Annotated in this window: 12 protein-coding genes and 1 pseudogene; all 13 read right to left on the reverse strand. The window is 56.2% G+C overall.

Going from position 1 to position 13,564, the window contains the following annotated elements:
• Positions 1–2,062 (reverse strand): conjugal transfer mating-pair stabilization protein TraG (traG, locus tag AAC083_RS13965; RefSeq protein ID WP_219927890.1); only part of this gene is annotated, 2,062 nt, incomplete at its 3' end.
• Positions 2,062–3,432 carry a conjugal transfer pilus assembly protein TraH gene (gene traH, locus AAC083_RS13970; RefSeq protein WP_108536914.1) on the reverse strand — a complete coding sequence of 457 codons (1,371 nt, stop codon included), beginning with the start codon at positions 3,430–3,432 and terminating at the stop codon, positions 2,062–2,064. The genes traG and traH, both read right to left, overlap by 1 nt.
• Positions 3,419–3,997 carry a type-F conjugative transfer system pilin assembly thiol-disulfide isomerase TrbB gene (gene trbB / locus AAC083_RS13975; protein ID WP_108536915.1) on the reverse strand — a complete coding sequence of 193 codons (579 nt, stop codon included), beginning with the start codon at positions 3,995–3,997 and terminating at the stop codon, positions 3,419–3,421. Before trbB ends, traH begins: the two co-directional genes overlap by 14 nt.
• A complete protein-coding gene (traF, locus tag AAC083_RS13980) occupies positions 3,997–4,860 on the reverse strand; it encodes a type-F conjugative transfer system pilin assembly protein TraF (RefSeq protein ID WP_108536916.1) in 864 nt (287 codons plus the stop codon). The genes trbB and traF overlap by 1 nt, the downstream gene beginning before the upstream one ends.
• Entirely contained in the window at positions 4,857–6,752 is a 1,896-nt protein-coding gene (gene traN / locus AAC083_RS13985) for a type-F conjugative transfer system mating-pair stabilization protein TraN (protein WP_108536917.1), read from the reverse strand. The genes traF and traN overlap by 4 nt, the downstream gene beginning before the upstream one ends.
• On the reverse strand, positions 6,749–7,456 hold the full coding sequence (locus AAC083_RS13990; RefSeq protein ID WP_108536918.1) for a hypothetical protein: 708 nt from the start codon (positions 7,454–7,456) through the stop codon (positions 6,749–6,751). Before AAC083_RS13990 ends, traN begins: the two co-directional genes overlap by 4 nt.
• 18 nt (positions 7,457–7,474) lie before the next feature.
• The gene (gene trbC / locus AAC083_RS13995; RefSeq protein WP_108536919.1) at positions 7,475–8,065 is read right to left on the reverse strand and encodes a type-F conjugative transfer system pilin assembly protein TrbC; all 591 of its coding nucleotides are present in this window, start codon (positions 8,063–8,065) and stop codon (positions 7,475–7,477) included.
• 10 nt (positions 8,066–8,075) lie between these two features.
• The gene (traU, locus tag AAC083_RS14000) at positions 8,076–9,065 is read right to left on the reverse strand and encodes a conjugal transfer pilus assembly protein TraU (protein WP_108536920.1); all 990 of its coding nucleotides are present in this window, start codon (positions 9,063–9,065) and stop codon (positions 8,076–8,078) included.
• Positions 9,062–9,691: a type-F conjugative transfer system protein TraW gene (traW, locus tag AAC083_RS14005; protein ID WP_108536921.1), complete on the reverse strand. Its 630-nt coding sequence runs from the start codon at positions 9,689–9,691 to the stop codon at positions 9,062–9,064. The genes traU and traW overlap by 4 nt, the downstream gene beginning before the upstream one ends.
• Positions 9,688–10,059 carry a type-F conjugative transfer system protein TrbI gene (trbI, locus tag AAC083_RS14010; protein WP_108536922.1) on the reverse strand — a complete coding sequence of 124 codons (372 nt, stop codon included), beginning with the start codon at positions 10,057–10,059 and terminating at the stop codon, positions 9,688–9,690. The genes traW and trbI overlap by 4 nt, the downstream gene beginning before the upstream one ends.
• On the reverse strand, positions 10,047–12,632 hold the full coding sequence (gene traC / locus AAC083_RS14015; RefSeq protein WP_108536923.1) for a type IV secretion system protein TraC: 2,586 nt from the start codon (positions 12,630–12,632) through the stop codon (positions 10,047–10,049). Before traC ends, trbI begins: the two co-directional genes overlap by 13 nt.
• A gap of 125 nt (positions 12,633–12,757) precedes the next feature.
• Positions 12,758–13,315 (reverse strand): type IV conjugative transfer system lipoprotein TraV, encoded by a 558-nt coding sequence (traV, locus tag AAC083_RS14020; RefSeq protein ID WP_108536924.1) that lies wholly within the window; start codon positions 13,313–13,315, stop codon positions 12,758–12,760.
• A 14-nt stretch (positions 13,316–13,329) separates the two neighbouring features.
• Positions 13,330–13,564: pseudogene (locus AAC083_RS14025) on the reverse strand (F-type conjugal transfer pilus assembly protein TraB); the annotation flags it as partial.

The raw sequence follows: 13,564 nt of genomic DNA on the forward strand, positions 1-13,564 counted from the left end.
ATCGATCAGCAGAGTGATCGGTTCCTTTGGTGCCACCTTGGCTAGTGCTGTCAGTTGAGCCTGAACTGCCAGAAAAGCTAGCTCCGGCATATACTTCAGCACCACCAGAAACACCAAAGGCTAGGCTGGCAACTTTACCTACTACGGCCTTATCAGAGTCAATTCGACCATAGCCTTTCATGCCAGCATGAGCTTCGCCACGGGTTGATTTGTCCATGAGCTCATTAAATGCTTGCTGTTCGGTGATGTTGTTGCGCTGGGCATACGATTTCGCCGCAGAGAGCATCATGTTTGCCCCCTGGCTTTGCGTGGTTGCCTGGCTGCTGTCTGCCCCGGAGGTCAGTGTGCTGCTGTTGCCGGATTGGGTTGAGAACTGCGTGATCTGCTGGTAAGCGCTGTTACGCGCCTGGTTATAACCGGCCAGTGAGCTTTCGGCCTGGGTCTCACTTTCTCTGGCGAGCCGCTGCGCAGTGCTGCTCATGGCTTTACCAAAGTTGATATCGACCGGCAGTTTGGACATGGCGGGCGCTGAGTTATAGACGCTGCCACCCCCGGCTGTTTGGGTCACCATCGCCCCGTTGCTGGTCTGCGAGGTCATCTGACCATTTGCGTAGCTGGAGTTGGTATCCCATTTCCCGCCCGTCACATTGTCGGTCTGCATGTTGTTAAATGCCCAAGTACCGTCAACGGCTTGGCTCGCGCTCTGGGTGGAAGCGCTTTGCAGGGCATTGCCAAGATAGCTACCTGCCTGGGATACCGCGCTCCCCATGCCCTTCACAATGCCATAGGCCAGGAAGGGAATAGACAGGGCCAGCCAACCTGCGGTGGTGCCAATGTCAGAGAATTGCTGTTGCACCTGTGACAGGCTTGATAGCGTGATATTGAAACCCTGAGTGGTTTCCTTGAGGTAGAAGTTCATGGCGTTGTTCAAAATGGCGAACAAAATAGGCCAAGTCTGTAGATACGCGATGGTGAACACGTAGTTCTTGAGGACATCGACGGTGAGCAAACTGGTGATGGCCAGCAGCATAATGATGGGAAAAAGGCCAATCTGTATTCCAAACAGAATGGTTTGCATGGTTGGCAGTGTTCTTGTGGCGATGCTGGCTCCCGTCGCCTGTGACATGCGTAGTTTTGCAAAGCTCGATTCAGCGGACAGATTGATCAGGCTGGCCGTGTCACCGTTACGGGCGCTGTAACTCACAATACCCTTGCGCAGGGCGTTGAGGGTGACGTTACGCTTCATGATCTCACTGGCACTTTGTCCGCCACCATAGAAGTAGCTGTAGCTGTCCCCCATCATGGTGCCAAACAAGGCGGTGGAGCTGGGTCTGCCACCAAAGAGTTTGCGCACGTAATAGGTCCAGGTATTGCCACCCGGATTGGTGTCGACGTTCATGGCGGTTTGCAGGCGCTGTGCTGCCCACTGACAGGTCTGGAAGGTACCGGTTTGGTCATAGACACCACGCAGGGGGCTAGGTCTTGAGAAGATCAACCCATAGGGGTCAGTGCTTCTCATTAAATCTTCCAAGCTGTATTTATGGTTGAGCATCATGTCGCCGACCACGCAGTTCTGTACATAGTCCGAGAAGAGTCCAGCGATAGTGGGGTCGGTCGAGGCAAAATCGGTACTGCCTCCCACCAGGCTTGCCCCAAAAAGCATACCGGTTTTGCTATAGGTGAGGGCATCCGGGCGGTGGAACACGGTCTCATAGGCGACGACCACGCCGTGGCCAACTGTGCTGATAAGGCTGGCCGGCAACACCAGTCCGACGGGCACATTGTCCACTTGGTAAATACCGGCAGGGTCTGAGATGTCAATGACCTGTACCGGACGTTTAACCCCGAGTAAGACGCCGCTGACCATTGCAAATGCCACCACCCATTTGAGCATAGTGGTGAGGTCATGTGTGCGAATGTAGGCGACAGCGGCCACACAAATGGAGAGCACCGTCGCCATGTAGAGCAGGGCCGCCCAGTTACTGGACATGGTGAACGCCGCGACAGCGTTAAGGGAGTCTCGAAACAGGGCTCCCCCCGTAGTGACATAGATTGCGTCCATTAGGATCCGGCACCCCCGAATTTGTAGTTGGATTGATAACGTTCTAGTAGGCGACTGGAGAGTTGCTGGCGCATGTAGCTCATCTGGCGGTCAACAACCATCAGGGCGCTCTGGTTGATCTGCACCCGAGATTGCAGTACTGCAATATTTTGGCTGGCTTGGTTGAGACTGTTGTGCAGTTGTTCAATGGCAGGCTCCGGGTAGTTGCTGCTGCCGAGCATGATCCGGGCCTGCTGGATGAGTTCCTGCAGGTATTGCATCAGGATGTCGTAGCCGATGTAGTCGGCCAACTGATAGAGCAGGGTGTTGGCTACCCCCAGCGACTGCGGGTCAACCAGATACTTGAGCACAGGCACTGAGGTGGAACTGATAAACCCTTTTTCTTGCTGCGTCAGCGGGGCGTCTGAGATGGCCTTATTCTGAATGCTGGTGAGCAGCTTTTTCACCTGACCATTCATGGAGTTTGCCTCGCTGATTGTGACCGGCTTGATGGTTGGGGAGAGGCAGAGGGTAGTCGTGTCGCAGGCGTAGATATTGGCGGTGCCGCCATTCATCATGGCCTTGATGATGTCCTCGTTGGTGGTGAGCGCCAGCAGAGGTTTGATGTTGCCGGTAGCATCGAAGATCAGGGTGCCAGTCAGGCTCATGGCGAATTCTTTGAGTTCGCGGTTACTGTTGAACATGGTGTTTTTGCCAAGCGACTCCCACATAAGATTTTTATTCTTGAGCACCTGATCTTTCATTTTGGCACTGGCCTTGTCGGTGACGCTGCCATATTGGCCACCGAGGGTGCAGCCTTGACGTGAGGCAGCCCAGTCACTGAAGAGGTTTTGCTCCCCGGCGATATCTTGGCAAATTTTCTGTTGGCTGACGGCGGTTTTGGGCCACAGGCCGCCGACAATGCCCTGGGCTGCTTGGCAGGAGCTCATGTTCATGGAATTGACGTCAGAGGCCAGTTTTTGCAGGAAGTCTTTCGCCTGCTTCATCTCCGGCACGGTGGTCTGCAGAGCTAGATCGAAAAAATACCCTGCCGCATTACCCATGATCTGTTTGACGAACCGCTGTAGCTGGTCGCCATTGATATGCGAAAAGGCTCCCAGGTAGGCATCGATTCCACCACAACCGGCATTGAGGCTCGGGACTTGAATTGAGACCAGCTGCACCTGTTTGACCGCGGTGCGCATATAGAAAGATCCGCCGCTGGCATAACCGGCAGCCTGCCCCTGCCAGGCATGAGGCATAGTGGTGTTGCTCTCAAACCCTAGTTTTCCAAAGAAGTGGTTGAGGTCGCTGTTGACATCGGCATGAGCCAGCGCGCTTGCGAGCAGCAAGGGGGCAATGGCAAGTACTTGCCGTTTACTGTTGGCCATGGGGGACTCCCTGGTTCAGCGCTATCTGAAACACCTCATCGAGGCGGGACATGAATCCCGCCTGGTCGACGGCCCCCTGAAAGAGGGGGTAGGTCGTCATGGTGTGGACATTGACCAAAAAGGTGGTCGGGGTGGCGATGGGGAGCCCGCTACTGAAAAACTCCACCATGACATCGGGGCCAGCGGTCAGTGCCGAGGGGAAGGCGGCATCGCCGCGTCCATCCAGGGTATAGGGGAACACGCCAAGGCCGGTTTGCTCGCTGATCGCCTTGAGGAGGGGGTCAAACTGATGGCAATAGCTGCAGGTCGATTGCATGAACAACACCACTTTCCAGTCCTCGGCGCGAACACGGCGGCCATCACTGAGGATAAAAGGGGTGTGAGAGGGAGCACTCTGCGGTGCAACCGTTGCCGGCACCTGCTTGGCTGCATCGAGCGCTGCAATCTCATTCCAGGTTGATGCGTGGGCGGCCATGCTGCCAAGCAGCAGGGCGGCTAGCATAGCGCGCTTGGCAAGCGGCGGAGGGGGGGCGGACATTCCGTCACGGGCAAACAATGTGTCCATCAATACTCACCTTTAAAGTCGGTTGCGATATTCAAAAACTGTTTTGACAGGGCGTCAGAGGTAATAAATCCGTATGCCAACGGCTGATATGTTTCGTTTTTGGGATTAACCAAAAACAGTGCCGGAAAGAATTTCACGCCCATGGTTTTACTTTGGCCGCTGTCTAACTTTGAATTGGGCAGTTCCGGGTTGATGGTGCCATCAACAGAAATAGGAATAATGCTGAGATTGTTATCTTTTGTAAAGTGATTGATGACGCCACCCATTAAATTGTCAATGGGTATACTACCGCGATAGAAAAAGAAAATGCCATGGCTGTTAGCTATTTTTTCAATAGCGGATTTTTCTTTGTTACGGTCTATTTCCATCTGTTTTTCAACAGTGCCGTTATAGTAGCTATAACGCAGGTTGTAATCTAGTTCTGGATATTTGAGCATGGATTGCTTGGCGCTTTGGGTAAATGCCCCAGCGCGGTCTGTCCAAAAATTTTGCCAACGCATGTATTTGGCAAAGTTATCGGGCGAGCTAAATAAAATAGCTCTGTCCTTGGCCTCTTCGGTTGCCCGTTGCAGCTGTTTTTTCAACTCGGTGGCCGAACGTGGGGCGGGCGTTTGCGGGCTAGCCTGCGGGGTTTCCTCCTCATCGTCCAAGGGTTCGTTGTACCACTGCCATCCTTGTGGCTCGGCATACTCGAGCACCGCCGAGAGCGCCTGGAGGGGGCTGGCAAGCAGCAGCACGGTCCCGAACCGTACCGCCCACTGGCGCGCTACGCTTGCCTGCTGGCTCGCTCGGTGTGGCGAAACGATGCCACCCCTCGGAGCCCAGCCTGAAAGGTGTGTCGTTTCGCCGGTCTTGAGGATCATTGTGCGCCTCCTGCGTGGTTGTTCACCTGCTCTTTGATCTGCTGCTGGGCGCGCTGCAGCAACGCATTATCCTCGGGTACAGCAGAGCCGTTTTGCAGGTCTTCGTAAAAGTTGCTGAAATCGAGGTTGTCGAATTGGATCGCCTGGAGCTGCTCGATGGTGATCCCGCGACAATCAGGTGAGGATGCGCCCCCAAAACCGACGCCGAGTTGCCACTGCCGCCCTTGTTGCTGGACAATTTGTGCCAGTTTGGAGTCAAAGACGCAGTAGCTGCGCTTTTTTTCCACGCAGACGCCGATCACTTTCTTGCTGCAGAACTCTCCTATATCGATGGTGAGCTTGCGCTGGCGCGCTGCCCCGAGTGCCTTTTCCTCGCTGCTGCAACTGGCGAGTCCCACATCCTGGCCCCAGCCAGAGTCTTTGCAGCAGTTGCTAAAGCCAGCAGCGAATTTCTTGCAGAACTGAGCCTTACCAGTGAATGCACGCACGTCCGCGCCATTGAGCGCCGCAACGTCTTTGCCTGCGGCGGCGACTGCTGCCAGTTGTGAGACTGCTTTTTGAAATGCGTTGTTTTTGCCAGCTGCAGACTGGGCGCAGCTGCCGTCCTTACAGAAAAAAGTACCGCCGCACATGACCCCTGCACCGGTGGTTTTGTGTTCGCAGGAGTAGGTCAGGTTTTCATGCAGGCAAAAGCCATCAAGGGTATAGGCACACTGACGATTGGCTATCGTGCATGCTGGGTTATTCATATGTTCACGGCAAGATCCTTCACTTTGGCTTTGTGTTAAATAGGTGTCTTTATAGGCCCAGCAATCGCTGTACATTGTGTAAGGATTGCCTTCAACATAAATAGTTTTATTAGATGCTCCGTCCACACATTGAGTATTCGTGAGAGCGCCTTCTGCTTTATGAAATGGGCAAGTCTCAGACCATGTAATGTATGGTTCAAAGTAACGTTCACTAACCATTTTCTTATAATGGTAAGTTAGTGTTAATGTTGCTTTTCCAGTAGAAAGGAGATCGTAACTGTCGAGAATTCTCCTATTGGTTCCGCTAGTTGCTCCATTTATTTTGTCGTTGGTGTTTACTGTGGTTGCGCCCCAAAGATCAACTGGGGTCCCATTGCTAGGGGTCAATACGGTAATTTGGTTTTTACTGTTGTAATGTATTTTCCAAGATAGCTGAGAGGGAGTCCCGCTCATGCTTATTGTTGCACTTGTAATATTTTCGTTGAATGGTGGAGTTGATTCAAAATTTATGATGTAGCCAGTGGTCTCGGTATGATTCCCACCGCAACCACTTGCACAATAGGTGCTCTTTTTAAAGCCTGACTTCGGGACTTGAGTAGAGATAAAAGCATTGGTTTCAACCCACCTCTCTTTCCATTGTCCGGTTATAGAGGCTGTTCTTGAGCAATATTGATCTACTCGGGTATCTCGAGAGCAAACATGGTTGGTGTACTCGGTATGGGTCACTTTTTGCTCGATGCAGCCGTCAAAGCTACCGTCAGTCACGCTTTCTGCTTTGTTTTGAGCATCTGTACCCACCGAGATGAAAGGGGCATCCATGCTGGGTTTGTTGCCAGCTGGCGTGTTGAGGATGGACTCGGTGATGGTCTTGCCGATCTCTGATTGGTGCAAGGCCGTATTACCTTGCGAGGTGAGATCGGTGGAGGCGTTGGTGACGCCCCCGTAATAGCCTGACTCAGGCGGTGCGCTGGTGTAGCTGGGCAGCGCACTTGCAGGGCTAAAGCCACCGATGGCCGACTGCTCCTGGCCTTTGATGCCCTTGGCAAACTCGCTGCCCTGGTTGTATTGCTGATTGGCCGAGGCTGGGCTGGCCAACAACAAGCTGGCCAGCCACAGCGTCAAGAGCAGACGACATTGAGTCATGCTACCTCCTGTCCCTTGACTAACGTGCTTTCGCGATGCTGTGCCAACGCCTGGGTGGCCGCTAGTCGGCAGAGATCCAGGAGTTCACGTTGTTTCTCCGCTGCGTGGACTCTGGCCCAGGCGCGGTCGCGATATACCCAGGAGAAACGACCGGTGTTGCAGAAAACGCCGACGGCACAGGAGATGAGGGTTGCACTTATCAGCAAGTTCCTCAGCAGATGAATGGCTTGCTTAAGATCTTGCATGCTGCGGGCATATGCCTGCTGCCAGGCGTCTTCTTTGGCGCTGTGCACGGGTTGCCCAGACAAAGGTAGCGGATTGCCCTCATGGTCGAGCATTTCTGCCTCTGCGATCAGCGAGGAGGATGGTTTGGATGCTTGGTCAACCACGGCCTGTTGTAACTCCAGCATGGGGCCAGTCACATCAGCATCCCATTCACCAGCCAGGTAGGGGGGGGCTGCTTGTCCTGCCTGCACTGAGCTTGACAGGGCACTGGCCCAGAGCGGGGTCAGGGTCGTGGGAGCGATAGCGATCAAAAACAGGATAAGCAGGGCGGTGAGTGCCAGTGAATGAGCCCACAGCGTGGCCGCGAAACGAAAAACGCCGAGGGCTATGTTTGTCACCTGGTCGAACGCATTTTCAGATTTTCGGTACTCCTCGCGGATAGCCTGGTTAAAACAGAGGTGGGCGGGTTGAGTTGTCATGGGGGTTGCTCCTTGCACTTAGGGATGGGCGGCCAGGATGGCCTTGGCGTTGTCGGCGCAGTCGCCAGACTCTGCCACTTTGGTCAGGGCTTCTCGCAGTGCGAGGTTGCCGGCAATGCGGTCATAGTGGCCATCGCAGGTGACCACCAGGGCAGGTACGGCGTTGATGCCGTAGGTGCTAAACGATTTGGGGTCAATCTGAACGCCGCCGCGTTTGTTTTCGCTAACTAGGCGCAGGACGGCATTGGCGGTCTCGCGCATGTCACCCTTCACCATGCCGCGCAGGGTGGCGGGGATGCCAAACCCATCGGCATCCAGGATGAGGCGTTTGAGCCCCTCCTCGGGGATGGAGAAGGAGACAAAGTACAGGGCTTGCGGTGTGGGTTTGGCCTGCTGCGCCTGTTTGCGCGCAAGCTGGTCGGCCCACTGGTTGTGCTCGGGCTGTTGACGCTGCCGGGCCTCTTGTGCAAGCGCCGCGGCCCCCTCTACCTGCTCGGGGGCGGGCGGGTTGGCAATCAGCTCGTCAATAAAGCGCTGGGTATCGGTGGCGCTCATGTCGCGGGCGTATCCCGGCATGGCCAGCAGGGCGCAAAGCAAATAGGGTTTCATCGGCGGTTCCTCACAAAAAAACACAGTTGCGTTTGCGCCACAGCAGATAGCCGAAGTTCTTTCGGTCATTGGGCATGTTGTGGCCGGTACCCCAGCGGGTGGTGGTGCGGCCAAATGGGTGGCACGCCGCCACATCGGGGTGTTTGTTGACCATCTGATAACGCCAGCGCTCCTTGGGAACGATGGCGGAGGGGTACTCAAAACAGACGGCCCTGTCTTTGCCGATGGAGTTCATCACCATCCCCTGACGGTGCAGCTTGGCGGCCATCCGCTCGGAGAGCAGGATGGAGGACTGCATGGGGCTGAACTCGTTGCTGACGTAGCCAGTGAAGGGGTACATGGAGCCGTGCGCGCCGGCACACCAAAAGAGCGCATCGATGGGCTTGCCAAAGGCACTGGCCATGGCATCGGCCGCGCAGGCCCCCTGGGCAATCACGTTGTTAAACAGCATTGCCTCGGGACTCAAAATGAGTGCGATAGAGGAGTCATTCCAGGTCGGATCCAGCTCGGACAGGTAGCCGATATCCATGTCACCGCCCTGCAGACAGCCCATACTGGTGATGATATTGAGCCAGTAGGTGAGGGGGTATTTGTACCAGTGGACATGGTAGAACGCGCCCGCGACATCCTTGTCACTTTGGCCGGCAGTGCCGGTGCCGACCTTGCCAACGCCGAGGCTGATACCGCCCATGTTCACCAGGCAATAGGGGGCGCGGGTTACATCGGTGAGCGCCATTGGCTCCCAGTAACCGATGGCGAGCCCCACCCGGTAAAAAATCCCCATCGGGCAGATCTGGATAGGCATCGAGGGGTTGCTGGTATCCGGTGCCGACCCCGTAGAGACCGCAATGCTGCCAATGGAGATCGGAAACAAACACTCCCAGCAGATGTCGGTGATGGGATTGACAAAGCGGCCCTCGCACTCGACTGCCGAGGCGCGAGCGGGGGCGCTGTGCAAGGCAACACATAGCAGCAGGGTCAGCGTCATGCGAGTGATCATGGTGTTTGCTCCAGGGCGTAGGTATCGACCTGCAGGCGCTTGCCGTTGGGGGCGGCGCGCACTGTGGCAGGCACAGCGATCAAGGCGAACTTGCGGCTAAGTACCCCCTCCTGGTCGAAATAGATGCGGGTATCGAGCTGCTGGGTTGCTTTGCGGATATCGCCATTGACCAGGACCACCTTGTAGAGCGGGGTCGCGGGTTGCTGCCGGCGCATCCAGGCCACCTGGCGGGGATCATCGGCGTCAATAAAGTAGAGGGTCTGGACAAAGGGCACGGCGGCCAGGGGGTTCACCTTATCCCCCTTACGGGCAAACACTCGTCCCTGGTGATCGGCAATGTCCTGACCGACCACGAACGTGGGATCCACAAAGTGGGTGCTGTCTTCGCTTGCGAGCTTGAGCCCGGTGACGGGAGCGGGGCGCAGGCTGTTCTTGATCACCCGCTCCTTGAATGCCTCCTGTTGCTCTGCAAGCTCTCCGCTCTCTTGCATGGTATTGAGACGGTCATGGATGGTGGTCAGCATGTCCGGCTCGGTGATTGGATAGAGATCACCCCATGTGCCGAGGTCGGCTGTGTGAGCACTCCCGCCGATGAGTAGCAGCGTCAGCAAGCCGGCGCGGGTCATGGGGCACCCCGCATTCTGGTGGCGATATCGTGTTGGATCAGCCGGGTGATATCGGGCGCGCCTCGCACCACAGAGGGGGAGACCAGGATCAGGGCATCATGCTGTTGCTGCCACGCAGACAGACTGTCATCGAGCGCCTGGGTAAAGCGTTCTACCAACACCTGGCTTTGTGTCTCAGATAGCTGCTGGCTGGCTGACTGCTCCATAAACTGATCCAGGGTGGCTTTCATATCAAAGGCCACAATGGCGGGCGGACGTTGCCAAAGCTGCCAGCCACTCAACGCCAAGTTAAGCAGCATCAAGGTAGTGAGGGTGGTCGTGAGCCAGGGAAGGGGGCGCTTGGCGGCCCCGGTGGTTACGGTTGCCATGTTTCCAGCGCCTCCATTTCCTCTGGGAAGTTAGTTAATGCCAGCTCATAGACGGCATCATGGATATCTGCACCCTCGGCGCGGCGCTGCTGCAGAAACTCGAAGTCCCGGCCGTTTGAGCTGAACATGGCGCGTGAGAGGGGGTCGACAAACAGACGATGAAAGGACGAGCTGTCATTGATGCGCAGCATGAACGACGAGAACCATTGGCGTTTGGCATCGCCAAATTTCGAGATAACTTGACGGTCAAGCTCGCTGAACTGGTTGGGGCGGTTCTGGTTGTACTGCTTGAACTCCATGGTGTCTTGTTTCAAGACCACCTTGAAGGCGCTGTTACCCCAGGCTGCTTTGGCGGCACTGGAGGCGTCATCTGCATCAAAGTCTTTGATGTTTTGCGAGATGGTGATGAACGAACCGGTATGGCGGCGCACGGTGCGGTAGCCGGTTTCGATAAAGGCGCCAACCTTATCGTTCTTGAAGTTGAGGAGCTTCCAGCCCTCATCGATGGCGCACACCTTTTTCAGCGAGCGGTCGGTGCGGTACATTTTGTCCTCGATGTAAATGATGAGCGAGAACATCACCGCCGCGAGCAGGGCTGGTTTATCCTGCAGTCCACCGAGCTCGAGCACCACCATCCGCGCATCGTCGGTGAGGGAGGGGGTGTCGGAGTTGAAATACGCGCCGTAAATGCCGGTGGTGCAGTATTTACCGAGCAACTCAATGATCTCGTCGATGCGAGAGGTGATGGACGCAGATTTGTCATAGCGTGGGTCGTCGCGCTCTTTTTTCAAAAAGGCAACCACATCATCAATCCGGGCTTGCTTCTGCTTCTGGCCCCAAGCGGCTAAAACCGCCCGCAGCAACAGATCCTCATGTACCTCATCCAGATTGCCGTTGGGGCTGGCAAGGACGGCTAGCTGGTCACGTATCCGCTCCCCTGATGCATGGATGTTGGTGATGTTGGCAAACGGGTTGAACTGGAGCGAGCGGCCATCGAGGTAGACACCGCCCATGTTTTCGCAAAAGCTCTTGTAGCCATCGCCCATATCAAACACCCACACAAGGCCACCGGAGTCGGCCACACTGCGCAAAATCGGCTGCACCAGACCGGTCTTTCCCGCGCCACTGGTGCCGCTGACCGCCATGTTGTAATTGGTGTTGCCAAGGGAGGTATCGAAAATATCGAGGAACCCGAGCTGGTTGCGGTAGGAGGGGGCCAGCAGCCCCTTGGGGCTAAGGCGGTTGTCCGCGACCACCGGCAGCAGGTTGACCGCTTGGGTACTTTCGGCACGGCGGGTAGCCCCGGACAACTTAAGGTCTTCCCAAAGCCCTTCGCCTGCACAGAATGGGAACATGGCCAGGTAGTTGCGCATCTGCATAAAGACCGGGCTATATAACGGCATCCCGTTCTTCTTGAACGTATTGAGCACCTGCTGCTCGCACAACAGCGCAGCATCATCATCGTCAGGGCAGAAGGTGGTGATGTTGTAGTAATAGCGCACTAGGCAGCTGGCATTGGTATTGAGGCGCTCGCGCAGCTTTCCCCACTCACTGGCCTCTTTGCCTACTCCTGGAAAGATTTTGCCGTAGGGAGAGTTTGCCTTTTTATCACGGTCAAAAAACTTACGGGTCGCCTCGTTTTGGGCCTGAACCTGATCTTCCGCCTCGAGGGTCATGGTCAGTACAAAGGGGCTTGCGACACTGAGATCCGGGCTTAACAGGTTGGAGATGTTGTCACCGCCTTGCCAGAGCATGAACAGATCGGGATTCTCCTCGAGCATGAAATTCATTATCCGGGCGCGTGACTTACCACCGTTGGGGGCACTTAGGGTCAACAGCAGGTGATCGGGATAGACTTGCAGATCGGTGGTGCGATCGATGACCTGAAAGTTGAGCTCATCATACGGATTGGCCGTCTTGTTGGCGGCGTAGAGCTGCTCGGGACGATGGTTGGCCATTTGACTGATGATGTTCACGAAGGCGGTCTGATCTATCTGCGTGGTGGCGATCTTGGCCGAGTCGAGGGAGGCGCGCACGACCTTTAGCAGGTGGCTCAATTCGGTGATGGCGCTCTTGTCGAGGGCCTTGGATTTGACGCAATAGGAGATATAGAGCCGAAAATCGCGCAGGGTCAGGGGGAGGTTGGTCGGGCTATTGAACTGGCCTCTGGCCGCGCAGTGGTAGAAGGCGCGGGTGATGCGGTTAAAGTGGTCGGCGCGCTTGCCCTGCCAGCTGAAATCGCTGATGCCATCATCAATCTGCTGGCCGATCACCTTGGTGGAGACCAGATGAAAGGAGATGGGTACTTGGCGGGGCAACTTGGATTTCACCAGGTCATCGAGTACCTGGACAATATGCTCATTGGCCCCGATGAGGGGCTGTGCCTCGAGCATAAAGCCGATGGAGCCCTTATTCACATAGAGACCGGAATCAGCATCGTAGTAGCGGTAGGGCAGGAGGCTCGACACTTGTGGGTAATGCAGGTCGCTCAACGCCTTGTTGGCGGCGTGAGCTCCGTCCTGTTTTTTGAGAGCTGACCGCAGGCGGTCAACGGTGGCGGTAATGAGATCCATGTCGTTCCCCCAGCGATTAACGACGCGCAGATGCGTCGAGGTGTGCGGTGTTGATGTGCAAGGTGATGGCGCAGTTGGCGGGCATCCCCTTCTGTCTGGTGTTCATCGGTTCCATCGTGTAGTCCTTAGTTGAGCTGTTGGGGCAGTTGCCAAGTGCCGGGGGTCAGGACGAATGACACGCGCCCCGGTTGGTGAAACACGTCGGCATCGTCAATCCAGGGGGCAATCCAGAGCGTGGCGATGGTGTCGGTCAAACGCAGCGGAGTTGCCTCGCCCAGGGTGTTGCAGCGCGGTGCTGTGCAAAGCACCTCGGTTTGCGAAGGGGCCACCCCCGGCTTTGCCGGCGTGAAGGTGGCGTGTTGACCCATCTTGGCGGCAGATGACGAGGCCGGAGCCACGAACCCTGATACCGGCGCGGGCGTAAGGGAGGACTGTGGTTTCACTGCAGTGGGTATCGAGAGTGGCGTGACAGATGGTGCCGGCAGCTCAACCAGCGCTGGCAACGCGCCGGCACCCGGCTTTCCCCGCGCCCCCTCGGTTTTATTGCGGGCCATATCGTTGGCCTGCTCCATGGTCATGCAGCGGTCACTGGTGGTGGCATTGCACTCAAATTCGCTTGCGGTGCCGGCGCAGCCAGCGAGTAGCAGGGCGGCGACCAGAGCGAACCAGGTGTGATTGTTCATGATGGTTTTCCTTGTTAATCCATAGGGGGGTGAACCAGGTCACCGACCTTCATCTCCTTGATGGAGGCGGTCACGGAAGGGTCGGCCAGTTTGTCTTCGGTGCTCGGCTTGGCGCGCTTGTCCGCTTTTTTCAGTCGGGCCTCCTCGATGGTTTCGAGCTGAAAGCCGTCCTGGAAAATGAGGGTCACCTCGTTGCCAGCACCAATCGGGATGATGGGGTGATACTGTTCGGCGCGCTTGATGTAGTAC

The sequence above is a fragment of the Aeromonas sp. HMWF014 genome, assembly GCF_963878295.1.
GTDB lineage: Bacteria > Pseudomonadota > Gammaproteobacteria > Enterobacterales > Aeromonadaceae > Aeromonas > Aeromonas popoffii.

What these genes read in the sequence shown, in the direction of transcription:
- traH (WP_108536914.1), bottom strand. Translation starts at nt 3,432, where the DNA reads ATGGCCAACAGTAAACGGCAAGTACTTGCCATTGCCCCCTTGCTGCTC.
- trbB (WP_108536915.1), bottom strand. Translation starts at nt 3,997, where the DNA reads ATGGACACATTGTTTGCCCGTGACGGAATGTCCGCCCCCCCTCCGCCG.
- traF (WP_108536916.1), bottom strand. Translation starts at nt 4,860, where the DNA reads ATGATCCTCAAGACCGGCGAAACGACACACCTTTCAGGCTGGGCTCCG.
- traN (WP_108536917.1), bottom strand. Translation starts at nt 6,752, where the DNA reads ATGACTCAATGTCGTCTGCTCTTGACGCTGTGGCTGGCCAGCTTGTTG.
- AAC083_RS13990 (WP_108536918.1), bottom strand. Translation starts at nt 7,456, where the DNA reads ATGACAACTCAACCCGCCCACCTCTGTTTTAACCAGGCTATCCGCGAG.
- trbC (WP_108536919.1), bottom strand. Translation starts at nt 8,065, where the DNA reads ATGAAACCCTATTTGCTTTGCGCCCTGCTGGCCATGCCGGGATACGCC.
- traU (WP_108536920.1), bottom strand. Translation starts at nt 9,065, where the DNA reads ATGATCACTCGCATGACGCTGACCCTGCTGCTATGTGTTGCCTTGCAC.
- traW (WP_108536921.1), bottom strand. Translation starts at nt 9,691, where the DNA reads ATGACCCGCGCCGGCTTGCTGACGCTGCTACTCATCGGCGGGAGTGCT.
- trbI (WP_108536922.1), bottom strand. Translation starts at nt 10,059, where the DNA reads ATGGCAACCGTAACCACCGGGGCCGCCAAGCGCCCCCTTCCCTGGCTC.
- traC (WP_108536923.1), bottom strand. Translation starts at nt 12,632, where the DNA reads ATGGATCTCATTACCGCCACCGTTGACCGCCTGCGGTCAGCTCTCAAA.
- traV (WP_108536924.1), bottom strand. Translation starts at nt 13,315, where the DNA reads ATGAACAATCACACCTGGTTCGCTCTGGTCGCCGCCCTGCTACTCGCT.